Genomic DNA, 22,872 nt, shown 5'->3' on the forward strand with positions numbered 1-22,872 from the left:
GAGTTTGATAAAATCTCTGACAGGTTTTATTGAAATTTTCGGGGGCCAAATGGAGCATATTTTTTTACAGAATGAGTCAATTTATTTACGGGTTCCAACAATGGAAGATGTTGATAAGGGATACTTAGCAGGGATTAATAATCAAGATTATGATCTGTTTACAGACCATGCCGTATTTCCCAAAGACAAAAAATCTCTAGAGAATTATATGGAGCTTCAAAGAAAGACTCAAAACTCTTTATGGCTGGGAATATTTTTAAAAAAAACACATGAGTATATTGGCAATATAGAAATTTATAAAATTAATTGGATTCACAGAAGAGGGGAGTATTCAATTCTCTTATGGTCAAATCATGGAAAAGGTTATGCGTACCAGGCCAGCCAGACCATTTTAGACCACGTCTTTAATCGAATGAACTTAAATCGAGTTGAATTGGGTGTTAGCGAGAAACATACGAATGCTATTCAGTTATATAAAAAATTAGGTTTTGTTGAAGAAGGAAGACAAAGAGAATATTTCATCAAGGATGGAGTGCCTAGCGATACGATTTTCATGAGCTTATTGAGAAGAGAGTTTAAAAAATGAGAGAAATTAAAATTGCAAATTATACAATTGGATCTCAGCATCCTCCATTTATCATCGCTGAAATGTCTGGAAATCATAACGGATCCCTCGAAAGAGCACTTGAACTTGTCGACAAAGCAGCTGAATGTGGAGCAAATGCTCTGAAACTTCAAACTTATACCGCTGATACAATAACGCTTGATTGTAATGCCAAAGATTTTGTAATTACTGAAAAAGGAAATCTTTGGGAAGGAGAGAGACTCTATAACCTCTATCAGAAAGCATATACTCCTTGGGAATGGCATCAACCAATATTTGAGCGTTGTAGAGAAAAAGGTCTTATTTACTTAAGTACTCCATTCGATGAAACGGCCGTAGATTTTTTAGAAGAACTGAATGTACCTGTATACAAAATTGCTTCTTTTGAAAACAATCATTTTCCTATGATCAAAAAGATTGCAAGAACCGGTAAACCTATGATTATTTCTACAGGAATGGCCTCATTGAGTGAACTCGCTGAAATGGTCGAGTTAATTAAAAATGAAGGAAATGATCAGATCATTTTATTAGTTTGTACAAGCTCATATCCTGCTAAAATTGAAGACGCGAATTTAAATACTATACCTCATCTTAAAAATACTTTAGATGTTCAAGTAGGTCTTTCAGATCATACTCTTGGGCCAATTGTCCCGATTGCAAGTATTGCTCTTGGTGCAACTGTCATAGAAAAACATTTTACCCTTGATAGAAATGATGGGGGAGTTGATTCAAGCTTTTCAATGGAACCAGTGGATCTCAAGAATCTAGTTGATCAGTCCTTATTGACTTGGAAGTCTCTTGGCCATGTATTTTATGGGCCAACAAAGTCTGAAGAATTCTCAGCAAAAAATAGACGTTCAATCTATATCGCCGAAGACATTTCTCAAGGTGAAGTGTTTACTGAAAAAAATATTCGTATTGTGAGACCTGGGTATGGATTACATCCAAAGTACATTCAACATTTTATTGGTAAGAAGGCGGTTAAATCCTTTAAGAAAGGAACTCCTCTAAATTGGGAACATTTGTTCTAATATGATGGCCAGTGAAGATGGTAAAAAACGAATTGCAATCGTTAGCTCTCAGGCCGGAGCGACCAATGCTTTCACAATACTCATTCCACCTCTAAGAAAAATTGGCTACATTGTAGATGTTTTTGCCACAAAACATTCGATTGATATATTTGATAAAAATAATATCAACTTTAAAAAGTTAAATATAGATAATGATCATCTCGAAAAATTTGATCTCATAATAACAAGTACAGGCGATCCTGAAGTAGAATTTCCAATTTGGAAGATGGCCAAAGAATACAATGTCAAAACTATAGGTTTTTTAGATCAATGGGCCAGTCTTTGGGAACGATTTAGTCTTAAAGAAAAATATGACAATATTCCAGATTTTGTTGCAGTTATTGATGATTACGTTCTAAACAAATGCATTGAGTATGGATGTGATTCAAACCGACTTATAAAATTGGGTCATCCAAGCTTTGATGAATGTATAAAACACTCCAAATTAGAAATCACTCCTCAAAAACGTTTCACATATATTTCAGAACCATATCGAAATGGGCATAGTGGAGCAGATTTTGATGAGTTTAATGTTTTTGAATCTCTGATTTGTCTTTTAGAAGATGAGTTTAAAGATTGGAAATGTGTAATTAAACTTCACCCTAGAGAAGAGAAAGATAAGTATGATTCGATTCTCAAAAAATACAGGGATCTAAATCAAAGAGTTTCTTACACTGAAGAGAGTAAATGGGATTCAATTCTAAATTCTTCTTGCATTATTGGCCTTGAATCAATTCTTCTTTATGAAGGGGCACTCATGCGGAGAAAAGTCATCAGTTGTACTCCTTCAAACCGCCCAGTACCTCCTTTTGTGAATACAAATTCTTATATTAAGTCATGCCAGAGTTTAGATGAAATAAAAAAATCTATAGATGAAAATATCAAAGTTGGAACAAGTTTTAATCTTCCAAATTCAGTTAATCTTTATTTAAAATTTATTAAAGAGCTTTTATGAAAGATAAAGTCAAAAATTATTTTATCAATCGTTTTCAAAATGAAAATATTATTCTTTTTTCACGTGTTAATTCATTGTTTTGGGGAATTTTAAAATCATTGCCTAAAAAAAAATATGTTGTTCTACCTTCAACTCTTTGTTTGTCTCCTTTATTTGTCATCCAACACTTAGGTTATGAACCATTATTTATTGATACTAATTTAAAAACAGGTCAAATAGATCTAGCGGATTTTAAAACTAAAATCTCGAAACATTTTTCTGAGATCTCTCTTGTTCTTTGTGCACACCTTTTGGGAATTAAATCCCCAATTGAAGAAGTTGTAAAATTTTGTTCAAACTATAAAATACCTGTAATTGAAGACAGTGCTCAGGCAATGCCCGAAGAGGGTTATAAAAGTTGTGCTGATTATTTTTTACTGAGCTTTGGGCATACAAAAATTATTGATTGTGGGCATGGGGGGATGTTAATTACTAAAGATTTGCCAACCAAACAAGAAGTCTTAAATCAGATCTCAGAAATTCGTACTGAGTTAGATGATAATCTGAGAGAGCTCTCAATTAATTATAGAAAAGAGTATTATGAATATTTCAACAATAAAGAATTTTTTAAATTGGGAGAATTTTATAAAAAATACTTTCCTCTTATTCTTGTTAATGACAGTCATGTTGATTGGAACAGAATTTATAATCAACTCCAAAATTTAGATACTTTGATAAAAAACAGAATTATAAACACTGAAATATATGATGAATCTTTTGAAAAATTACCAATTTCAGTCATTAGAAAATACGAGCAATGGCCCTTGTGGCGTTATTCATTTCTTTGTGATGAATTACATCGAGACGAACTTATCTCAGAGCTTAGATTAAAATCATTAGATGTAAGCTCTTGGTATCCAAGCTTAAATAGTTTTATTCAAAATGGTCATTTTGAAACACCCATGGCAACTGAATTTCAAAACAGAGTTGTTAATTTATGGGTTGATTATGCAGATCAAAATACGACGAGGAAAGTTGCTGATGTCGTTAGAAAATATTTCAGTTAATCTCAATGAATAAAAACAAGCGAAATTGTTTTAATTTATAGATATTTTCTAAATATTTTCATCCTATAGTTTAGTATTAATTTACTGTTCGCGTTGCAAAATTACAATGTACTTCTTCTAATGTCGAATTATCAAAGACTTAAAATCTATTTTAATTTAAAAAGTCTTTAATTTGTACACTTTGTATAGTGTTCAAAGAGATTGTTTAAAAACCTGAAATCAATTAATATGTGCGCAAAAATTGTACGGAGTAATATATGTTAAAAAAAATCTTAATTTGCTTTTTTATTTTAATTTCGAGTCAAAGTGGATACACATCGGTAATTTCTAAGATTAATGATTTCATAAAAGTGATAAACAAAAGAAATAGTTTTAGAAATGTACTTATTCCCTTAAGTGAACAAATTGAATCGGATGGACAATTACGGATTGGAGTTGCTCTATACTTAGTAAAAGATAAGTTTGATTACCCTATTCGAGGGATTAAATCTTACCGTTTGCTTGCAAATAATTCATATTTCAGTGAACCGAGAAATGCTGGAACAAACTTTCTAGCAAATTTAAGACTGTTGGTCGACCATAGTGATATTTTAGCTGAGAAATTAGGGGTTAACAAAGCGACTGCCTTAGATATGATTGAAGAAACACAGCATGAGATGGTGAGATTGTTTGGTGAAAAAGTCGAAGAATTCAAATATATATGGCTAAATGACAACATACTAGCGAGTATATTAATATCAACTAAACTTGGTGTTAAAGAGGCCGACTCGTACTTCCAGCCTAGTGTAGATCTTCTACAGAAGATTTTCACTGATAGACCAGATGTTTTAGATTCCCCAATTGTTGAAGAATGGGTAAAAAGGTTTGGTGAATTACCCATAAACTAATTAATTAGAATCGCTCCTATTCATAAATACTCTTACTCATGAGGGCCCTTTTCAATTGGGCCTTCTCTCTAAATTTAAATAGACTTGCTAAATTGGAGGTCGAACACTCTTTCCGAAAATTATGAAACCTATATCTTCATTGACCCTTATTTGGCATTCTGATAGGATTTTTCAAAACATTGAAGATACCTGGCCATATATATGAAAATAATTTTAACAATTGACCTAGACCACAACTTTTATTCAAGGCCCACTGAGGGGCAGAGCAAAATCGATTGGAGCTGTGTGCTTCCAGGGATAAAAACTTTAAAAAATGTAAGAATGAGAATTGAAGATAAATTTAATATTTCTATACCAGTCACTTGGTTTGTAAGATGTGATAATCAAGTAATAGATTCCTTTGGAGAATTGGATTATTGGTTTCATCAGCTAGAAAATATATTAACAGATAAGTTAGATGAATTCGCACTTCACCCTCATCTCGTCATAAAAGAAAATGAAAATTGGAAACTCCAAACTAATCAAAATGAAGCGAATAAGCAACTTGAACAGATTCTTGAGAAGATTAAAAATAGAAATATTCAAACGATTAGATTTGGTGATTTATACAGGCCCCAAAATTGCGATGAACTTCTGAAAAAATATAAGATAAAATTCGACTCAAGTATACTTCCAGGACGAAAAGACGAAAACAATATATGGGATTATTCAGAATTTGATAATAGGGCCTTTTCGAAAAATGATCTGACCCATTTTCCAATGTCGACTTTTTTATGTCGAACCGATTATGATCAAATTGAACGTCCTTTGAGATATTTAAATATTGCTTTTAAAGAAAAATATTTCTTTCAAATGGTAGACGATATTTTATCTATAAGACCAGACTATCCCATAGTTCTGATCTGTCACCCTCATGAACTCTTAAAATCAGAACATAAACACCAGCTGATCGCTGAAAATGGTGAAGATGCGATAGAGAAAAATTTGATTCATTTGATTGAAAGTATGCCCACAGAATTTTTCACCTTCAAAAATTGCCCAAAATAATATTGCAAATTCTCTCATCTCCCAATCCATCTAACAATGGTGGTGAAATTAACGGAAACTCATGAGATAATTTTGAGTACTGAGTTTCAAAATGATAACAGTAGTCTGAATGAACTAAATAGTTTGAAAAATTACGTTCATGTTCAGTTTGAGGAACTACAAATGGTTTATGCCCTAAATAGAGAGATTCAAGAACAGTTGTTCCCGCATTGCATATTATATGTGAAGCATTGAAAAAATTTTCATCAAGACTTTTTCCAATCATGAATGTTATACCTTTGAAATCATTTTCTAAAGTTAATATTTCACGATTGAGAGAATAAAGGGTTATGGTATCAAAAAGATCAACATTTATTTTTTGCAATGTGCTTTTTAGGAGAGAAACCGTCGAATAACCACCAATAGCAATTGAAAGTTTATGAAAACATTTTTTTTTGATGTATTCCGAGAGTTTTTTTACATTTTTATTAATTATAGCAAATTCAATTCCCTCAAATTTATGGCCTGTAAAAGATTGTCTTAACTTGGGATTATGATCGTAGAGAAATATGAGAGAGTGAAATTCATTTTGATAATTTCCACTATAATCTAATCCAATTTTGTAAGGACAAGAGTTTGAGAAAAAATGACTTAAGTCATGGTTACTGTCATGAACAATAATGTCGAAGTCGCGTTGCATATTTTGAATATAGTGATTTTCTATAGTTGCATCTTCATCCTCGAGAATGATAGAAGGACAATGACCTCTACTTGCTAAAACATTACACAACTGTGTACAGCGTGAGAGATGGCCATTTCCAATGTTCTTACCATGAGATATAAAGAAAGCAATTTTCTTTGAATTTGACGTAGACATATTATCCCTGATACTGTCACAGAGATCTATCAAATGTAAATGGAAAACAAACTTTAAAAAAAGGTTTAAGAATGAGTGCAATTGATGAAATTAAAACTGTAGGATATACAGTTGTTGAAAATGCTTTAACTTCTGATGTGTGCGATATGTATGTTAAAAAATTAGAAGAAACATTTGAAAAATGCTCTAAACACTACATTAAAAGCGTGAATCAAGAACATAAACTTAATACATATTTAGATGATAAACTCATTTATAATGTTCATAATAAGGATCCAGAGTTTTTAAACCTCACCAATATTAAAGAAGTTCTAGAAGTTGTAAGACCAGTTCTTTCTGAAGGTTCCTACTGTGATACCTATCCCATACACTTAAGACAAATCACGGCCAGATCTCCTCTGCCAGGTAGAGGGCATCAACAACTTCACAATGATTCGTATTTCCCGGCCAGTACCTATACCTTAACCGCCATTGCCGTTGTCGCCTTAGAGGATATGACAATTGCAAACGGCACAACGAGACTAATACCAGGAAGTCATCGTTTCACTGGCTACCCTGAAAATGGTAAAAAATACGATGAAGAAATTCAATTGCCTCTAAAAAAAGGATCAGTTTTAATGTATGACGCCTCTGTATGGCATGGTGGCTGTCAAAATAATACTCAAGACAGCAGATGGTCCATTCTTCTAACATATACTCGCTGGTTTGTGAAACAGGCCTTCGATTTTTATGAAAACACTCCGCTAGATATCTATGAAGCTGCCACAGAAGAACAAAGAGAACTTTTGGGATTTAGCTCTGTTCCACCAAAAGATGAATTCACTAGAATCAGTGCTAGAACTTCTTCTCCAATTAAACCTCGTGGGGACTATAGTCTACCTCTACACTAAGGATCGAGGGGCTTACTAAGCTCCTCTAGATTTTCAATCTGAACTGAAGAGAACATTTCAGGGCGTTGAAGGTATTCCTTATCACAAACAATTTGCTTTGTATCCCAACCAAGTGTGTCCAAACAGAAAAACCAAATATCTTCCTGCATTTCAATTCGTTTCAATCTTTCTAGTGTATTTTCTGTAATCAGGCGATTTTCAATAAGTACTACTCCACCTTCATCACATACAGCAATGGCCCCATCATATTTTGTTGCAATTTCTTGTCTTTTATCTTCTGGAAATGAATCGACTTTTTTATTGAAACAACCTAAAGGAGTTGTTCCATTGGACCAAACTTTAAATCCTTCACGTCTGATACCACTCAAATCACGTACTTTTCCATCTACAACGAGTGCTTTTGCTCCCTGATAAAGCAAAATATATTTTGAAACAAGATCTCCAATGATTGCTCTACCTTCACAATTATGAGTAAAGATGATGACAATTTCACCTTCTTCGATATGTCGGATTTGTTCATGCACGGCATAATTGGATTCGTTGGCAGTAAACACGCAGCGCACTTTTCCCACCTCGTGGTGCCCTGAGTTGATCGGGAAGATATCTGGTAAAACCCCATTCTTACCAAGAGCGTCAGCGACTTCAGTTGTTGATACTCGGTTTCTTCGAATGTACTTGATAATATTTTCTCTTGTTTCCATAAAAATCCTCAGATTCAATCGATTTTAAAATATATTAACTCTTGTGCCTGCGCCAGTTTAGAGTAGGCCTTTTGAATGTCAGAGTCAACGCTCAATACATATCCTAGTCTATCGCCATCCCCGTTAACGTCATTTACTTTTTCACCTACATTGACAAATGAAGCACAAAACACACCTGGCAACTCTCTGGCCTTTTCAAATCCTATGACTTCTTTAACTACGCCCTTGTGAGATGGAAAAAAACTAAGAATTCCCTGTTGCCGATTTGAAAGATCTAATATGACTTTTTCACCAATAGACTGAAGAATTGTACTCTCTACAATATCAAAACCTGAAACCTTAGGGACAAATTCTTCGAAAACTTTAAAACCTCCCCCTCGGCCAGAGAGTTCTACTATCCAAATTTCATTATTATTTATTATTATCTCACTGTGTCCTGGACCGTCGGTATATCCAAGAGATTCGAAGGCCTTAGATATAAAAGAAGAAACTTTTTCCATCAAATGATCTTCATATTGAATCGTTGCTAGTTCATAGGCCACCATTTTTCCATTTAAATCTAACTTTTTCTTTTTTGTTAAACATAGAAGTTGAGTCACTCCACCAAGAGTGAAAGTTTCAACCGTATGTTCATCTCCAGGAATAAATTCTTCGACGATAACTTCTTTGGTGTTAGAAAAATCAAAGGCCCTTTGGATGATTTCATCAAGGTCAGTTGTTAAATAGTTTACTTTGGTAACCCCTCGACTTCCACTGGAGTCAACTGGTTTAATAATAAGATCAATTGATTGTTCACAAATATATTTTTTTGCCTCATCAGGATTCTCAAAAGATTTCCACTTCAGTCGATTCAAATTAAATTTTTCAAGAGCTGCACGTTGGAGTTTTTTATTCATTAATTTTAGAGTGACTTCATAACCCGCACAAGGAAGTTGAAAGTGATCCCTTAATTTCCCTGTCAAAATCATACCTGCCTCAGAGCAAATACTCAGGGCCCCTAATACTTGAGTACCAGTCTTTTCAATTTCGGAGATAATTTCATCAGTGTTTTCAAGTGAACAAATAATCTTTTTGTTCGCTATTGAAAAACCCTCAGCAGTTGGGTTTGCATCTATGGCGATAACATACAGACCCATTTCCTTGGCCATCTCAATAGCACATTTTTGCCATTTTCCAGCAGTAATAAAAATGATACTTTTTTTCATTCGATAAAGGCCTTGTATTTAGCTTCCGCAATTTTCCAGTCAACGAGATCGTCAATATCCTGTACTTCATTGCCCTCAAGTATATAGGGAGTTGTTCTCTCTGAAAAAATTTTACCAGTCTTTTGGAAATGCTCATTTTTAAACCAGTAAAACTGGCCAGCATCATGATAAAATTTTTCTAGGTCTTGTGATCTTGTAGACATATATTCAGGCCAGGCCCAATTTAGATAGTTATTCTCTATTTTAAAAGATCTTTGAATAGGAAAAGAAAAAGAAGTTATAGGGATAACGGTATCTGTGTTTTCATTTTGTAAGAGTTCATAGGATTCGATTAGTTTTTTTGGCGTTATAAATGGTGCTGTAGGATATAGACAGCATATATGTTCATAATATTCACCCATGCCTTCAAGACCATCCAGGACCTCTTTAACAACATCTACAGTCGTTGCAAAATCATCGGAGTTTTTACTCGTTCTCATAAAAGGAATTTCAGCTCCAGCTTTTTTTGATATTTCAGCTATTTCATTATCGTCAGTGCTTACAATAACTCGAGAAAAAATTTTACTTTTGAGTGCAGCATCTATTGAGTATTCGATTAATGGACGGCCCAAAAATAAGCGAATATTTTTGCGAGGAATTCTCTTGCTTCCACCTCTGGCCGTAATGATGGCCAATACTTTTTTCTTCATAACGCAACCTTTAAAAAAATGAATTAAATATAACAAATATTAGCTTGAAGTGAAAATATAAAGCGATTAATTAAGTAATTAAACATATAATGACTCGACATTGGAGGAAATTTGAAAGGCCTAATAATTGGTAGCGGCAAAATGGGAGCTCTTAATGGGGAGAGCTTAGGGAATAGTTTTTATTCCCATGCTGCAGTTTATAAACATTTAAACGAAATTTCTGAATTTGCTATTTTTGATACCGATAGCAAGGCGCTCAAAAAGGCATGTGACCTTTGGAAAGTTGTAGGTTTTGATCAATTCCATTTGGCAATTGAAAAATTTTGTCCTGATATTGTGAGTATTTGTACACCCACAGAAAGTCATTTGGAATATATAGAAATTCTTTCAAATAAAAATATAAAAATAATTTTTTGTGAAAAGCCGCTTGTTGCGAGTCTATCTGAGTATGAAAAATTAAGGGATATCTCTACTCCCATTTCCGTAAATTATGCAAGAAACTTTGATCCTGAAATAGAAATACTTAAAAATGAAATGAGAGAAAGTAAATATGGCAAACTTCTCAATGTAAATTTCAAATATTGCAAAGGCATTCTAAATTCTGGCTGTCACAGTATCGCACTACTTTTTGAACTTTTAGGATTGCCAATTGATTATAAAATATTATCTGGAAAATTTGATTATTCTGAAAAAGATCCGACCATTGATTGTTGGCTATCATTTGAAAATTGCAGCAATGTCTATTTAATGGGAATGGATGCGAGAAGTCATTTTGTTTTTGATTATGAATTTTATTTTGAAAAAGCAAAAGTATCCTTCTGTGATCTTGGTTACCAAGTGTCAAAAAGTACTTTAAAACCTAGTGAACGATTTGCAGGATATTCAAACTTAGCGACCGAGAAAACATATTCAGGTCAATTGACTCACTCACTTTTACATTACATTTCAAGTGGATTAGAACATATTAAAAATAAGCAACAAGTAAAATGTAGTTTAGATTTGGCCTACACGGTGGAATCATTTATACATAAATTAATTCAAGAATATTTAGGTGGAAAAAATGACTAAGTTAGCAATTCATGGTGGATCAAAAGTTCGTAACAAACTTTTCCCAGGATATTTTGTTTTAGGAGAGGAAGAAGCACAGGCCGCATATAATGTTGTCAAATCTGGTATTCTTTCTAAGTACCTTGGTTGTTGGCACGAAGATTTCTTTGGAGGGCCTCAAGTTCAGGCCTTTGAAAAAGAATGGGGAGAGTTATTTGAATCTATTCACTGTGTTTCAGTTAATTCGAATACAAGTGGAATTATTTGTGCACTTGGAGCGATAGGTTTGGGCCCAGGAGATGAAGTTATAGTCACAGGTTATTCGATGTCTATATCTGCATCTGCTCCTCTTTTTTATGGGGCCACACCAGTCTTTGCTGATGTAGAAGATGATTGTTTTTGTATAAGTCCTAAAAGTATTGAGAGCAAAATTACACCAAATACGAAAGCTATTATTGCTGTTGATATATTTGGCCAGCCCAGCGATTTTGATGAACTCAATCGCATTAAAAAACAATATAATTTAATGATAATTGAGGATACGGCGCAAGCTCCCTATGCAAAATTTAGAAATAAATTTGCAGGAAATTTAGGAGACATTGGAATTTTTTCTTTGAATTATCATAAGCATATTCACACAGGTGAAGGTGGAATGATCGTTACAGATAATGATGACTTGGCCATGAGGTGTAGACTTATCAGGAATCATGCTGAAGCCGTTGTTGACGGCATGAAATATGATGGTGACCTCACAAATATGATCGGGATGAATTTAAGAATGCCTGAAATTGAGGCCGCTATTGGAAGAAGCCTTCTTAAAAAACTTCCAAGTCTAATCAATATGCGCCTTGAAAATGTTCAATACATGGAAGAAAAATTGAAAAAAATAGATTTTTTAACAATGCCTAAGGTACGAGAACATGCAACACATGTTTATTATGCTCATCCAATGAAATTTGATTCAGCAAAAGCTAATAACAAAACAAGATCTCAATTTGTTCAGGCCGTAAGAGCAGAGCTGATGCCTTGTGAAAAGAGAGAGACCGAAGGAGTTTTAATTGGTGAAGGATACGTTAAACCTCTTTATTTACAGAGTGTGTATCAGAAAAAAATTGCTTTTGGAAAGGCAAACTATCCCTTTGAATCACCTCTTAACAAAAATCCTATGAACTATGAACGTGGAATTTGTCCTATTACTGAAGATTTGCATTTCAATAAACTTATTTCTCATGAACTAATGAGACCAGGTATGTCTAAAGAAGATTTAGACGACGTATGTAATGCTTTTATTAAAGTTGCCGAAAACTTGGAACAATTGTAGTTTAGATTTTAATTAACAAAGGGCCTGATTGTGGCGTTTACACGATGTTGTATTAATTTATTAATTGAAGACATGAAATCGTACAATGGAAAATTTGATTCCATTCTGACACTGGGAAGACAATTTGCATATTTTAATGATCATGAATTAAAAAATATTCTCAATCGTCACGGGATTCAAAACAATGTGAGCATTGAACCAAAACTTTCACATATTTCACAACTATCAAATCAGGGATTTTTAGACGACGAGTATGTTCTTAAAAAGATTGGTTTTAAAAATGTGGAGTCAGTCGATTATTCAGATTTTGAAAAATGCACTTGGACCCATGACCTTAATAATCCTGTTCCTGAACAGTATCATAATAAATATGATTACATTGTTGATGATGGAACTATGGAACATGTGTTTGATCAAATTCAAGTATTAAAAAATATTCATCTTATGTTAAAAGAAGGCGGGAGAATAATCCACATTAACCCTTCTTCAAATAATTTTGACCATAGTTTTTATATGTATTCTCCTACATTTTTTTTAGACTATTATTGCGCAAATAAATATCAGATAAATGACACAAAATTAATTTTCTTCGATGGAACTAAATCACCTCAGAAAGTAGTTAAAAAAGTTTATTCATATAGAGCAGGAGCAATGGGATTAAGAAGGACATTTAAATGTAATAAGACCGTGGCCATTTTTTTTAGTGGAACCAAAAAGACAGAAAGTGTGATGGGACAAATCCCACAACAAAGTGGTTATGTTTCACAATGGGAAGATGAATATTCCCATCAAACTTCTCAAGTTGGTAAGAGATCTAAATCTCTTAAATCCATTTTGAGAAATAATCTCTTCACAAAAAAGATTTACCAACTTTTACAAGCTGTCTATAGGTACTATCTCAATAATTTTGGGACACTCAAATATCTTGGGAAATATTAGTTATTTTTAATATTTGTCCACCATGGATTTTTCTTGGCCCATTGGATGATTTCATCAATCCCTTGATCTAATGTTGTCGTCGCTTCCCAATTCAAAAGTTCTTTTGCTTTTTCCACACTTGGAACTCTTCTTTGAATATCTTCATAAGTTTCACCAAGCCTTTTATCCGTTTGAAAATCTTCCATACTTAATGATTCATTTCCAACTTTTTTCAAAATGAGCTCGATCACTTCTTTCATCGTGTTTTCAACAGGTCGACCTAAATTGAAGTCTTCACCAATGGCCCTCTCACTCTCAACAACTTTAATAAGTCCCTGGATTATATCTTTTACATAAGTAAAACATCTTGTTTGCAACCCTCCATCATAGCAATAGGGGTTTTGGCCATTTATGGCCCTTTGTACAGATTGAGAAACAACAAAAATCGGATTTTGCTTAGGCCCATAAGCATTGAAAAAACGTACAATTGACATAGGAAATTGATTTGCGTGAAATAGGCCATAAAGCATATGTTCACATGTTGCTTTACTCGTACTATAGCACCATCTGTCTTTGGATGTGTGACCTAAAACTCTATCATCTGTTTCTTTCCACGGAATATTAGGATTTTTTCCAAATACTTCACTTGTAGAGCTGAAAATAAAACGCATATTATCTTTAAGGGCAACTTCTAATAAATTTTTAGTCCCTAAAACTGAGATATCAATTAGGTCTAGAGGTTTACTCAAGTAGTGCTTTATACCAACAATAGATGCCAGATGAAATAGAGCATCAGCATCCTTGTCATAAAATTTTTCGATATCTTTTTTATTTCGAATATCGCCTTGAACATACTCAAAATTTTGATGGTTTTTTACTAGGTCTAGATTTCTAGTATTCTCAAGTGGAAGATAATCGAGCACTCTAACAAAGTTACCTTTTTCAAGAAGTTCTTCAACAAGGTGACTTCCAATAAATCCTGCTGCACCTGTAACAAGGTATTTTTTACTCATCTTCCAACTCCCATATAAGTAAGTCCATGTTCTCTAAGAGATTTTATAATTTCTTTTGAATAAAAAATTCGTCCATCAAAAACAAGTCCACCACTTCCAAGTGAATCTGCAAGTTGTCGAGGAGAAATGTCTTTCAATTGATCATGAGCGGCCAAAAAGAGTACTCCTTTCGCATCTTTTAGAGTTTCTTCAATTGAATTACTTATAGGTAGATCAGTGACCATTTTCGCATCATGTTCATGCACTAAGGGATCGCAAATTGATATTTGAAATCCCTGTTTTTGAAGATAATCAATTGTTCCCTTAACTGGAGAAAACCTACAATCACCAGTATTGTTCTTGAATGCAATACCCATGATTGCAAGTTTGGTTTCTTCTGGTTTACTTCCTTGATCTAGAAAGTATTGTTCAATTTTTTTGGCAGAATAGAGTGGCATTTCATCATTTATTAATCTCGACAATTTTGGTGTTTCTAGTTCTAGTCCATGCTGATGGCCAAGCTTGTGGACAAACCAAGGATCCTTTGTAAGACAATATCCACCGACACCAACTGAAGGGAATAAAATATTCACATGATGCATGCCTTTTTGAAGTGAATTAGCGGCAATAATAACATCCATAACATCAATTTTTTCTTTGTCACAAAGTTTCGCTAAATCATGGGCCATTGCAATATTGAGATCTATCCACCAATTATCTGCAAGCTTGACCATCTCAGCTGTACGCGAGTTTTCTACTTCAATAACTTTTACATCAATTGTTTCTTGCCAAAATTTAGTGACGACTTTTGTACTCTCTTCATCCACTCCACCAACTACAATTGGGATTGAAAGAAGTTCATCTACGGCCTTTCCTTCAGCTAAACGTTCTGGAGAGAAAGCAATATGAACTTTTTTGTGTGACAGTAATGGTGCAACAATATCCTCTGTTGTTCTAGGAGGAACTGTGCTTTTTAATGTAATAACTTGCCCATCTTGAATATAAGGGGCAATACTTTCTGTTGCACCTTTAATCTGGGTAAGATCTGGCGTAAAATCTTCCGAAAGTGGAGTTCCCACAGTGATAACAACAATATTAACATCCTTAACTACTGAAGGATCATTTGAAATTCTTAGTCTTTTATTTGCAACATTTTCCTTTATCAGTTTTTCTAGTTTGGGTTCACTAAATGGTGACTCACCCTTTGAAACTTTATCAATAATAAAAGGATTTTGTTCTATACCTACAACATCGCAACCTCTGTCAGCAAGTACTGCGCCAATTACAGAACCAATATATCCAAATCCTAGAATTGCTACTTTTGTAGTCATTTTACGGGACTCCTTAATAGATTTTGAGGACATCTAAACGTGCCTAAATTATCATTAGGCCACTCATTTTACAAGCTAAGGCACATAGCAAAATAATTGCTTATTCCTGATAACATCCCTTACAAACAGAAGGAATTTCTCCTGTAAGATGCGCCCTTCTAAATTCTTGGTAAACTTTACTGTTCCATTGTTGAGTAAAGCTTTCACCTACGTCACCCAAATTATGAGTATCAGGATTCCCAAGCATACAACAGGGAACAATCTTCATGTCAGATGAAATATAGGCCCGCTCAAAGGGCCAAGCACATCTTTTTCCCAGATCTTTTTTTGTAGAATATTTGGAGGTTACGTACCAGAAATAAACATCAATGCCTTTTTCTTTACCTCGTTGCAATAATGATAGGCCTCTTTCTTGGTCAAATTCAGAAATAATTGAACTGCTATTTTTCTCATTCCACTCTTCTTGTCCCCAATCGGTGAGATCAATAGAAAAAACCATACAAGGGAAATTCATCTGCGCGCCAAGATCAACCAGTTGTTCTAATTCGTGGTTATTACCCTTTTGCACACATGTCCACATCTTCGTATAGGGGCGTCCTTGCTTTGCGGCATATTCATTAATGAGTTTACAATTCTCAACAACCTTTTCGAAATTTGAATTGCGTCGTATCGACTCGAAGGTTTGCTTAGTTGCTCCATCAATAGAAATCTGGATTTCATTCGCCCCACTATCGATAAGTTTTTTATAATTATCATGCATATGGAGAGTGGAAGCATTTGTCACAGTTCTTACCCAAATGCGCTCAGCTCGTGCATACTTAATCATTTCGTAATATTCATCTCCGCCAAAAGTCGGCTCGCCCATCCCTTGGATTTTTATTTCAACGATTCCATATTGCTCATCCATAAATTTCTTATAGTCACTAAAACTCATGTCCTTTGCTCGACGGCCATTTTTCCATTCACTAACTTGACACATTGTGCATCTGAAATTGCACCGACTTACATTCTCAATATCCATTTTAATTGGCAAATAATCTAAGACTTCACTACGATTTGAACTTTGGTATTTTTCAAAATTTATCTTACGTTTTTCGTTTGTTTTCAAACACGCTTCACGCTCACTGTTATAGTGTTCCCAGCCACCTGCAGGGATAGGTAAAGGCAAATCAATTTTTTCTTTTAAAAACTGTGCTCTATCTTTGTCTTGCTTGAGTAGTTCGTGCTCTACATTGTTCATTTGTCTTCCTCGACTTGATAATATTCATTATAAGTATCCTTTTTAACTTTCTGAACATAGTATTACAACCAAAAATCAAGAAATGACTTTGTGTAAATTTTAATTGAATAATCCCCAAAAATTACATTTGAAAATTCCCCACGCATAGCAGTGTACAATGTAAACACTAACAATTTTCATGGAGGAATAAATGTTAAGTGTAAAGGTTTGGGGAATGATCAGAAATCTAAAAAATAATGGATTGAATATATCAGAGATATCTAGAAATCTTAATTTTGACAGAAAGACTGTACGAAAATTACTAAATAGTGAAACACCTCCACAAGGATATAGTAGAAAAAAATCAGCCTCAAAATTAGATGACTATAAAACCTATATTGACGGTAGACTTCAAAAATATAATTTAACAGCTAAAAAACTATTCAAAGAAATCAAACAACAAGGATATTCCGGTGAATATGTAATTGTTAGTAAGTATGTAAAAACAATTAAGGACAAACATCGGGCAAAAGCAGTTCTCTTATTTGAAACTTTACCGGGAGAGCAGGCCCAAGTTGATTGGGGATACTTCGGAAAATTATATGATCAGGATTTAAAAAAAGATGTTCGATTATGTTGTTTCGTGATTGTACTAGGTTTTTCGAGAACAAAATTTATTCATTTTTTTGATGGCGACAATACTGAAAATTTTTTAATGGGCCATAATAAATCTTTTGAATATTTTGGTGGACATACAAAAGACATTCTTTACGATAATTTAAAATCAGTTGTGATTAGAAGAGCTTTTAGGGTCACAGATTCAGAGTTTAATAAAAGATTTATGGAGTTTGCTGGTTATTATGGTTTTAATCCAATTTTAGCACGCCCTTATAAACCTAATACCAAAGGAAAAGTTGAAAACACTGTTAAATATGTTCGAACTTCATTTTTTGATGGGGAAACATTTAAATCACTGAAGGACCTCAACAGTAAGGCCTTAGACTGGTTAAATGAAGTTAATAATCAGGTTCATTCAACAATAAAAGAAAAACCATTTGATAGATTAAAGCATGAAAACTTAATAACAGTTGAAAATAAATATTTTGATCTATCAAAAATATATTATCGAAAAGTTTTTATTGATTCTCATTTTAATTTATTTTCAAAAAAATATTCAGTTCCCTATCAATACGTAAACAAAGAAGTCGCAATAAAATTGAGTGAAGAAAATATAATTGTTTATTATCGAGAAAAAATTATTGCTGAACATACCATAAACGAATTAGGAACTATTTATATAACTAACCCGGAACATTTAGATGGACTTGCAGAAAAACGATATGGTTCTGGTTATCGCCCAAAAATTAAAGAAAGCAAAAAAACTAATAATGAGATTCATACTGTTTCTGGCGTCGATTTAAATATCAATGTTGAAGAAAGAGACTTAAATTTTTATCAAGGAGTATTACAATGAACTTTTCCTATGAAAGACTTAATCAAAATTTAGAGGCATTAAAGCTGACAAAAATTTCTGAAATTTTAGATAATTATCTAGAACGAGCAGTAAAAGAGCAAGCATCAATAACAGAAGCATTAGATTATCTAGTGAATGAAGAAAGATGTCACAAGGATGAAAAATCGCTTAAAATGAGAACAAATGTTGCGGGATTCCCTTATCGGAAAACATTTGAACAATTTGATTTTAATTATCAACCTTCTATTGATGTAAAAACCATAAATGAACTGAGGACAATGCGTTTTGTAGAAAATGGAGAGAACGTAATACTACTAGGGCCACCAGGTGTTGGAAAAACTCATTTATCAATAGCTCTCGGAATGGATGCCGTTAGAAACAAATATAGTTGTTACTATATGAATTGCCACGAATTGATCACAGCACTTAATAGATCACAGTTTGAAAATAATTTAGCAACGAAACTAAAAACATTAACCAAGTACAAAGTTCTAATTATCGATGAAGTAGGCTATCTACCATTTGATAAACAAGGGGCAAATCTGTTTTTTCAATTAATATCAAAACGATATGAAAAGCATTCAATAATATTAACCTCTAATAAAAGCTTTTCTGAATGGGGTAGTATTTTTGGAGACAATGTAATTGCATCTGCTGTTTTAGATAGACTTTTACATCACTGTACAGTTGTGAATGTTAAAGGTGAAAGCTATCGATTAAAGGACAGAAAAGATCAATTAAAAAGAAATTAATATATTTTTTACTTAGTAGTGGGGAATTTTCAAATGAAATAAATGGGGAATTTTCAATTAAAATTGACAAAACTCACTGTTGTAGATAATAGTGAAGATGAGGTACTTGAGTTGGCCTATGAATTGTATGAAGTTATGAACAATTCAGTTTGTTACACAAAAAAAGAAGATGATGCGCAGAGTAGATTTAAGTCACTACTAAATGAAGGACATTTTTGTTATCAAAGTCCAACGCGAGCAGGGCGACATTTTCTCGAAAAGTATTCAGACTTGTATTAAGCTTGATCTTTATTTTTAGTTTTCATATGATATCGCCTGCAATGAGACCCAATGAAAGTAAAAGGCCAGTTGATGAAATTTCCCATTGATAAAAATTTTGAGACGTTTAGTTCCAATTTTAACGGGTATATAGAAACATTGCGCCATGTGGCATCGCAAATCAAAGAAGAAGATCTTAACAAACTTTTTGCACTTGTATGTGAAGTTATCGATCAAGGAAAGACAATATTTTCAATCGGAAATGGCGGATCATGCGCCATCTCAAATCATTTAAAATGCGACTTTTACAAAGGTCTGGCCACAGACACCGGGCTTATGCCCAAAGTGAGAAGTCTAAGCACTGATCTTCCACTCATGACCGCACTGGCCAATGACATTTCCTATGATGAAGTTTTTAACTACCAAGTCCAAAGAGATGTCTCTCAAGGAGATATGTTACTTGCAATTTCTTCTTCAGGAAATTCTGAAAATATCCTTAGAGCTTTGGAAACGGCCAAGAAAAAAGAAGCTAAAACAGTCTTATTTTGCGGTTTTAGTGGTGGCAAAGGGAAAGATATTGCCGATCTAAGCATTCATACAAAGGTTGAAAACTACGGCATCACTGAAGATCTTCATCAATCACTTATGCACACACTTGCACAGTTTGCGAGACTTAAAAATTTGCAAACTGATTGTCAGGTAGAAAATATCAAATTTTAGATTTAGGAAAAGAGTATGAAAAAAGTTTTAATTATTGGTGGTGGATTTGCAGGTTGCTCTTCAGCACATCAACTTAATTTGAAAGGTGGTTATGATGTCACTTTGGTTGAAGGAGCTCCCTTTTTAGGAGGAGGCTGCAGAAACCTCATCTATGGTGGACATCCACACACTTTTGGGCCTAGACACTTTCTCACACAAAATGAAAAAGTTTTTAATTTCCTTGATAAATATGTCCCTCTTCGTCGATGTGGAGAACATATCTTTCTCACATATATTCACGAAGATGAAAACTTTTACAATTTTCCAATCCATGTGGACGATATTGATCGGATGCCAGAAAAAGATAAAATTAAAAATGAGCTTTCTCGCAAAACAGTAGAAGGAATTAAGGCCGCAAAAAACTTAGAAGAATACTGGATTGCCTCTGTTGGAGAAACTCTCTATTACAAGATGGTAGACAAATATACTCGCAAAATGTGGCTACAAGAAACCAATACCGTATTTGACGAGTTTAAATGGTCAGAAAAAGGTGTGGCCCTGAAAGAAGGACCAAGGGCCGCATGGGATATTGCAATTTCCGCATATCCTTATGGTTTTGATGGTTATGATCCCTATTTTAAAATAGCAACTGAGGGCACAAAAGTTCTTCTCAACACCCATATCTCTGCGTTTGATATTCCTAATAAAAAAGTTCGATTCAATGGAGAAGATCATCAGTACGATTATATCATTAACACGATTTCTCCTGATATCTTATTTGAAAACTGCTATGGTGAACTACCTTATATTGGACGAGAAGTTCATAAAATAGTTCTTCCCATTGAAGAGGCCTTCCCGAAAGATGTTTATTTCCTATACTATGGTGGCGATGAAAAATTCACAAGAATTGTAGAATACAAAAAATTTACAAAACATAAATCTCCCCACACTCTTTTAGGGATAGAGATGCCTTCAACAAATGGGCGTTACTATCCACTTCCCATTTTGTCTGAACAAGAAAAAGCTCAAAAGTATTTTGATCTCATGCCTGAAGGAGTTTTCTCTATCGGTAGAGCAGGGAGCTACAAGTATCTTGTCGATATTGATGACTGTATTGAACAATCATGGGACGTAATGGAGATGATTGAAACTGGTCAAAGAGTTGAAAAAGCTGTTCATCCAGTTAGAATGAACTCAAAATTATAGGATTCTTGTGCTCGGTGAGAGGATTTTCTGTGATAAATAAGTTCAAAACACTCTACCATGAAACATTAGAGTTAGTCGGAGCAGAAGTCTTTAGACTTGTGATTATTTCAGTATTCACAGGACTGATGGTTTTTGCTTTTGAATATCTTTTTATCATTGCACTTCAAGGTTTTTTTATCTCTCTAGACTTACTAAAAATAGATACAGTCATGTTACCTAATTGGTATCCGCAAAAACAACCCTATGCTTTGGTTGCTTTTGGTGTCATTGGTGCATTAAGAGCTCTTGCAATAGCGGCAAGATCTTTTATTGGCGGTATGGCCAATCAGGCCTTTTTGGGAAGCAAGAGAAAAAGACTGGCCCAGTATGCATTGGAAAAAGCTGGAATCTTATCGTCTCACACCATTTTATCTGTGTATTCTGAAGTTTTATCCAGAGTGGGTTCTGTGATCCTCATCTGTGTAACTCTTATCATCACATCAGTTAATATTTTTCTTTTAGGTATACTTGCTTTGAAACTGGCCCCCAAAGAAATGATTTTAGGAATGATTTCTCTTTTTATTTTTGTTTTTCCCAGTAAAGGTTTTAGCAATATCATTGTTAAATCAGGAAGATTACTCAATGAATACTGGCAACAAACCACAAAAAACTTACTCATAGGAATGAAACATCACTACTTTCTCAAAGCACATGGCCTGGTGGGTAATCAAGTTAATATTCTTAAAAATGATATTGAGTTTTATCAAAATCAATACAAACGGTATTATTTCTTTTCATCTATCAAAAACACTCTGCCAAGCTTTTATGGAGTGATTATTATTACTGTCCTTACTTACCTAAGTATAAATGTTTTTAATACTCCGGTGGGTAATATTATTCCTTTTCTCTATATCTTCCTAAGAATTTCACAAAGTGGAAGTGAACTATCAACAGCTCTAAGTGAACTTAAATTAAATAAAACAAATATTAAACAACTCAGAGAAATAGATAAAGGAATTAAAACTCTCGAAGAACAGGTTGAAAATAATCAAACTAATGATACTGCTTTCAACGATAAAGTTATCGAATTCAAATTGACTAATGTTTCCTTTTCCTATGATGAAGAAGTCCCACTTATAAAAGATCTCAATCTTGAAATCTCTAAAGGTGATAAAGTTGTTATCCAGGGAGAATCTGGTTCTGGAAAAAGCACAATTGTTTCTCTGCTCTTAGGTGTTAATACTCCCATAAAGGGGGAAATTACACTTAATGATAAAGAATACGTTGGAAATAATCTCTCAGTTCTCAAAGGTTTAGCTTATGTTGGGCCTGAGCCCTTTTTGTTTGAAGGTACAATAAAAGAAAATCTTATTTACGGACATCCCAACATCAATTCTTTGACTGATGAGCAACTATGGGACGCCCTTAGAATGGCCAAGGCCTTCGATTTTGTGAATGAACTTGATGAAAAATTGGATCAACCTCTAAATGAAACAGCTGCTCTTTCTACAGGACAAAAACAAAGACTCTCTTTGGCCAGAGCAGTTCTTAGGCATCCAAAGTTCTTAATCTTAGATGAGGCCACTGCTAATTTAGATCAAGAAACTGAAACACAAGTGATGCAAAATATTCTTGATAAATACAATGATATCGGGGTTGTTATTGTTACCCATAAGAAGAACCTGTCTCAATTCGGGACTAAACACTTATTTTTAGATAAATGAAA

At 33.8% G+C, this 22,872-nt stretch carries 23 protein-coding genes; 16 read left to right on the forward strand and 7 right to left on the reverse strand.

From position 1 onward, the window contains the following. The first annotated feature begins 49 nt into the window (after nucleotides 1-49). The 6 genes from H6622_12850 to H6622_12875 all read left to right on the forward strand — a co-directional run bounded on the left by H6622_12850 (nucleotide 50) and on the right by H6622_12875 (nucleotide 5,609). A complete protein-coding gene (locus H6622_12850; protein ID MCB9062402.1) occupies nucleotides 50-586 on the forward strand; it encodes a GNAT family N-acetyltransferase in 537 nt (178 codons plus the stop codon). Next, entirely contained in the window at nucleotides 583-1,635 is a 1,053-nt protein-coding gene (pseI, locus tag H6622_12855) for a pseudaminic acid synthase (GenBank protein ID MCB9062403.1), read from the forward strand. Before H6622_12850 ends, pseI begins: the two co-directional genes overlap by 4 nt. Before the next feature lie 4 nt (nucleotides 1,636-1,639). Beyond that, nucleotides 1,640-2,629 carry a hypothetical protein gene (locus H6622_12860; GenBank protein ID MCB9062404.1) on the forward strand — a complete coding sequence of 330 codons (990 nt, stop codon included), beginning with the start codon at nucleotides 1,640-1,642 and terminating at the stop codon, nucleotides 2,627-2,629. Continuing rightward, nucleotides 2,626-3,675 carry a DegT/DnrJ/EryC1/StrS family aminotransferase gene (locus tag H6622_12865; protein ID MCB9062405.1) on the forward strand — a complete coding sequence of 350 codons (1,050 nt, stop codon included), beginning with the start codon at nucleotides 2,626-2,628 and terminating at the stop codon, nucleotides 3,673-3,675. Before H6622_12860 ends, H6622_12865 begins: the two co-directional genes overlap by 4 nt. 257 nt (nucleotides 3,676-3,932) lie before the next feature. Continuing rightward, on the forward strand, nucleotides 3,933-4,562 hold the full coding sequence (locus H6622_12870; protein MCB9062406.1) for a hypothetical protein: 630 nt from the start codon (nucleotides 3,933-3,935) through the stop codon (nucleotides 4,560-4,562). A gap of 201 nt (nucleotides 4,563-4,763) precedes the next feature. Continuing rightward, entirely contained in the window at nucleotides 4,764-5,609 is an 846-nt protein-coding gene (locus H6622_12875) for a hypothetical protein (protein MCB9062407.1), read from the forward strand. On the opposite strand, the gene H6622_12880 is transcribed toward H6622_12875, so the two are convergent. Next, the gene (locus tag H6622_12880; GenBank protein MCB9062408.1) at nucleotides 5,590-6,465 is read right to left on the reverse strand and encodes a hypothetical protein; all 876 of its coding nucleotides are present in this window, start codon (nucleotides 6,463-6,465) and stop codon (nucleotides 5,590-5,592) included. The two genes, H6622_12875 and H6622_12880, sit on opposite strands and share 20 nt — an antisense overlap. Nucleotides 6,466-6,536: 71 nt before the next feature. On the opposite strand from H6622_12880, the gene H6622_12885 reads away from it, so the two are divergent. Next, nucleotides 6,537-7,355 carry a phytanoyl-CoA dioxygenase family protein gene (locus tag H6622_12885; protein MCB9062409.1) on the forward strand — a complete coding sequence of 273 codons (819 nt, stop codon included), beginning with the start codon at nucleotides 6,537-6,539 and terminating at the stop codon, nucleotides 7,353-7,355. On the opposite strand, the gene H6622_12890 is transcribed toward H6622_12885, so the two are convergent. Genes H6622_12890 through pseF form a run of 3 tightly spaced genes read right to left on the reverse strand, consistent with a single transcriptional unit; the run spans nucleotide 7,352 to nucleotide 9,950 of the window. After that, the gene (locus H6622_12890) at nucleotides 7,352-8,056 is read right to left on the reverse strand and encodes an RraA family protein (protein MCB9062410.1); all 705 of its coding nucleotides are present in this window, start codon (nucleotides 8,054-8,056) and stop codon (nucleotides 7,352-7,354) included. The two genes, H6622_12885 and H6622_12890, sit on opposite strands and share 4 nt — an antisense overlap. A gap of 14 nt (nucleotides 8,057-8,070) precedes the next feature. Continuing rightward, on the reverse strand, nucleotides 8,071-9,261 hold the full coding sequence (locus tag H6622_12895) for an ATP-grasp domain-containing protein (GenBank protein MCB9062411.1): 1,191 nt from the start codon (nucleotides 9,259-9,261) through the stop codon (nucleotides 8,071-8,073). After that, nucleotides 9,258-9,950: a pseudaminic acid cytidylyltransferase gene (gene pseF, locus H6622_12900; GenBank protein ID MCB9062412.1), complete on the reverse strand. Its 693-nt coding sequence runs from the start codon at nucleotides 9,948-9,950 to the stop codon at nucleotides 9,258-9,260. Before pseF ends, H6622_12895 begins: the two co-directional genes overlap by 4 nt. 111 nt (nucleotides 9,951-10,061) lie before the next feature. On the opposite strand from pseF, the gene H6622_12905 reads away from it, so the two are divergent. The 3 genes from H6622_12905 to H6622_12915 all read left to right on the forward strand — a co-directional run bounded on the left by H6622_12905 (nucleotide 10,062) and on the right by H6622_12915 (nucleotide 13,257). Then, nucleotides 10,062-11,018: a Gfo/Idh/MocA family oxidoreductase gene (locus tag H6622_12905; GenBank protein MCB9062413.1), complete on the forward strand. Its 957-nt coding sequence runs from the start codon at nucleotides 10,062-10,064 to the stop codon at nucleotides 11,016-11,018. Beyond that, nucleotides 11,011-12,318 (forward strand): DegT/DnrJ/EryC1/StrS family aminotransferase, encoded by a 1,308-nt coding sequence (locus H6622_12910; GenBank protein MCB9062414.1) that lies wholly within the window; start codon nucleotides 11,011-11,013, stop codon nucleotides 12,316-12,318. The genes H6622_12905 and H6622_12910 overlap by 8 nt, the downstream gene beginning before the upstream one ends. 72 nt (nucleotides 12,319-12,390) lie before the next feature. After that, entirely contained in the window at nucleotides 12,391-13,257 is an 867-nt protein-coding gene (locus tag H6622_12915) for a methyltransferase domain-containing protein (GenBank protein MCB9062415.1), read from the forward strand. On the opposite strand, the gene H6622_12920 is transcribed toward H6622_12915, so the two are convergent. From H6622_12920 to H6622_12930, 3 genes are all read right to left on the reverse strand, one after another. Then, nucleotides 13,254-14,249 (reverse strand): SDR family NAD(P)-dependent oxidoreductase, encoded by a 996-nt coding sequence (locus H6622_12920; protein ID MCB9062416.1) that lies wholly within the window; start codon nucleotides 14,247-14,249, stop codon nucleotides 13,254-13,256. The genes H6622_12915 and H6622_12920 overlap by 4 nt on opposite strands. Then, entirely contained in the window at nucleotides 14,246-15,559 is a 1,314-nt protein-coding gene (locus H6622_12925) for a nucleotide sugar dehydrogenase (protein ID MCB9062417.1), read from the reverse strand. Before H6622_12925 ends, H6622_12920 begins: the two co-directional genes overlap by 4 nt. Nucleotides 15,560-15,659: 100 nt before the next feature. Then, nucleotides 15,660-16,799, reverse strand: coding sequence for a radical SAM protein (locus H6622_12930; protein ID MCB9062418.1), 1,140 nt, complete (start codon nucleotides 16,797-16,799; stop codon nucleotides 15,660-15,662). Between the two features lie 190 nt (nucleotides 16,800-16,989). Here H6622_12930 and H6622_12935 point away from each other — a divergent pair, with 190 nt between their 5' ends. The 6 genes from H6622_12935 to H6622_12960 are packed head-to-tail and all read left to right on the forward strand — an operon-like array spanning nucleotide 16,990 to nucleotide 22,870. Further along, nucleotides 16,990-18,252, forward strand: a complete 1,263-nt coding sequence (locus tag H6622_12935; protein ID MCB9062419.1) for an IS21 family transposase — start codon at nucleotides 16,990-16,992, stop codon at nucleotides 18,250-18,252. Next, a complete protein-coding gene (locus tag H6622_12940; GenBank protein MCB9062420.1) occupies nucleotides 18,249-19,004 on the forward strand; it encodes an ATP-binding protein in 756 nt (251 codons plus the stop codon). The genes H6622_12935 and H6622_12940 overlap by 4 nt, the downstream gene beginning before the upstream one ends. Nucleotides 19,005-19,046: 42 nt before the next feature. Further along, nucleotides 19,047-19,283 carry a hypothetical protein gene (locus tag H6622_12945; protein ID MCB9062421.1) on the forward strand — a complete coding sequence of 79 codons (237 nt, stop codon included), beginning with the start codon at nucleotides 19,047-19,049 and terminating at the stop codon, nucleotides 19,281-19,283. A 51-nt stretch (nucleotides 19,284-19,334) separates the two neighbouring features. Continuing rightward, entirely contained in the window at nucleotides 19,335-19,982 is a 648-nt protein-coding gene (locus tag H6622_12950; protein MCB9062422.1) for an SIS domain-containing protein, read from the forward strand. A gap of 15 nt (nucleotides 19,983-19,997) precedes the next feature. Beyond that, complete coding sequence (locus H6622_12955) at nucleotides 19,998-21,167, forward strand: FAD-dependent oxidoreductase (GenBank protein MCB9062423.1); 1,170 nt, start codon at nucleotides 19,998-20,000, stop codon at nucleotides 21,165-21,167. A 29-nt stretch (nucleotides 21,168-21,196) separates the two neighbouring features. After that, complete coding sequence (locus H6622_12960) at nucleotides 21,197-22,870, forward strand: ABC transporter ATP-binding protein (GenBank protein ID MCB9062424.1); 1,674 nt, start codon at nucleotides 21,197-21,199, stop codon at nucleotides 22,868-22,870. The last annotated feature ends 2 nt before the right edge of the window (nucleotides 22,871-22,872 follow it).

Source organism: Halobacteriovoraceae bacterium, assembly GCA_020635115.1.
Taxonomy (GTDB): domain Bacteria; phylum Bdellovibrionota; class Bacteriovoracia; order Bacteriovoracales; family Bacteriovoracaceae; genus JACKAK01.

What these genes read in the sequence shown, in the direction of transcription:
- H6622_12850 (MCB9062402.1), top strand. Translation starts at nt 50, where the DNA reads ATGGAGCATATTTTTTTACAGAATGAGTCAATTTATTTACGGGTTCCA.
- pseI (MCB9062403.1), top strand. Translation starts at nt 583, where the DNA reads ATGAGAGAAATTAAAATTGCAAATTATACAATTGGATCTCAGCATCCT.
- H6622_12860 (MCB9062404.1), top strand. Translation starts at nt 1,640, where the DNA reads ATGGCCAGTGAAGATGGTAAAAAACGAATTGCAATCGTTAGCTCTCAG.
- H6622_12865 (MCB9062405.1), top strand. Translation starts at nt 2,626, where the DNA reads ATGAAAGATAAAGTCAAAAATTATTTTATCAATCGTTTTCAAAATGAA.
- H6622_12870 (MCB9062406.1), top strand. Translation starts at nt 3,933, where the DNA reads ATGTTAAAAAAAATCTTAATTTGCTTTTTTATTTTAATTTCGAGTCAA.
- H6622_12875 (MCB9062407.1), top strand. Translation starts at nt 4,764, where the DNA reads ATGAAAATAATTTTAACAATTGACCTAGACCACAACTTTTATTCAAGG.
- H6622_12880 (MCB9062408.1), bottom strand. Translation starts at nt 6,465, where the DNA reads ATGTCTACGTCAAATTCAAAGAAAATTGCTTTCTTTATATCTCATGGT.
- H6622_12885 (MCB9062409.1), top strand. Translation starts at nt 6,537, where the DNA reads ATGAGTGCAATTGATGAAATTAAAACTGTAGGATATACAGTTGTTGAA.
- H6622_12890 (MCB9062410.1), bottom strand. Translation starts at nt 8,056, where the DNA reads ATGGAAACAAGAGAAAATATTATCAAGTACATTCGAAGAAACCGAGTA.
- H6622_12895 (MCB9062411.1), bottom strand. Translation starts at nt 9,261, where the DNA reads ATGAAAAAAAGTATCATTTTTATTACTGCTGGAAAATGGCAAAAATGT.
- pseF (MCB9062412.1), bottom strand. Translation starts at nt 9,950, where the DNA reads ATGAAGAAAAAAGTATTGGCCATCATTACGGCCAGAGGTGGAAGCAAG.
- H6622_12910 (MCB9062414.1), top strand. Translation starts at nt 11,011, where the DNA reads ATGACTAAGTTAGCAATTCATGGTGGATCAAAAGTTCGTAACAAACTT.
- H6622_12915 (MCB9062415.1), top strand. Translation starts at nt 12,391, where the DNA reads ATGAAATCGTACAATGGAAAATTTGATTCCATTCTGACACTGGGAAGA.
- H6622_12920 (MCB9062416.1), bottom strand. Translation starts at nt 14,249, where the DNA reads ATGAGTAAAAAATACCTTGTTACAGGTGCAGCAGGATTTATTGGAAGT.
- H6622_12925 (MCB9062417.1), bottom strand. Translation starts at nt 15,559, where the DNA reads ATGACTACAAAAGTAGCAATTCTAGGATTTGGATATATTGGTTCTGTA.
- H6622_12930 (MCB9062418.1), bottom strand. Translation starts at nt 16,799, where the DNA reads ATGAACAATGTAGAGCACGAACTACTCAAGCAAGACAAAGATAGAGCA.
- H6622_12935 (MCB9062419.1), top strand. Translation starts at nt 16,990, where the DNA reads ATGTTAAGTGTAAAGGTTTGGGGAATGATCAGAAATCTAAAAAATAAT.
- H6622_12940 (MCB9062420.1), top strand. Translation starts at nt 18,249, where the DNA reads ATGAACTTTTCCTATGAAAGACTTAATCAAAATTTAGAGGCATTAAAG.
- H6622_12945 (MCB9062421.1), top strand. Translation starts at nt 19,047, where the DNA reads ATGGGGAATTTTCAATTAAAATTGACAAAACTCACTGTTGTAGATAAT.
- H6622_12950 (MCB9062422.1), top strand. Translation starts at nt 19,335, where the DNA reads ATGAAAGTAAAAGGCCAGTTGATGAAATTTCCCATTGATAAAAATTTT.
- H6622_12955 (MCB9062423.1), top strand. Translation starts at nt 19,998, where the DNA reads ATGAAAAAAGTTTTAATTATTGGTGGTGGATTTGCAGGTTGCTCTTCA.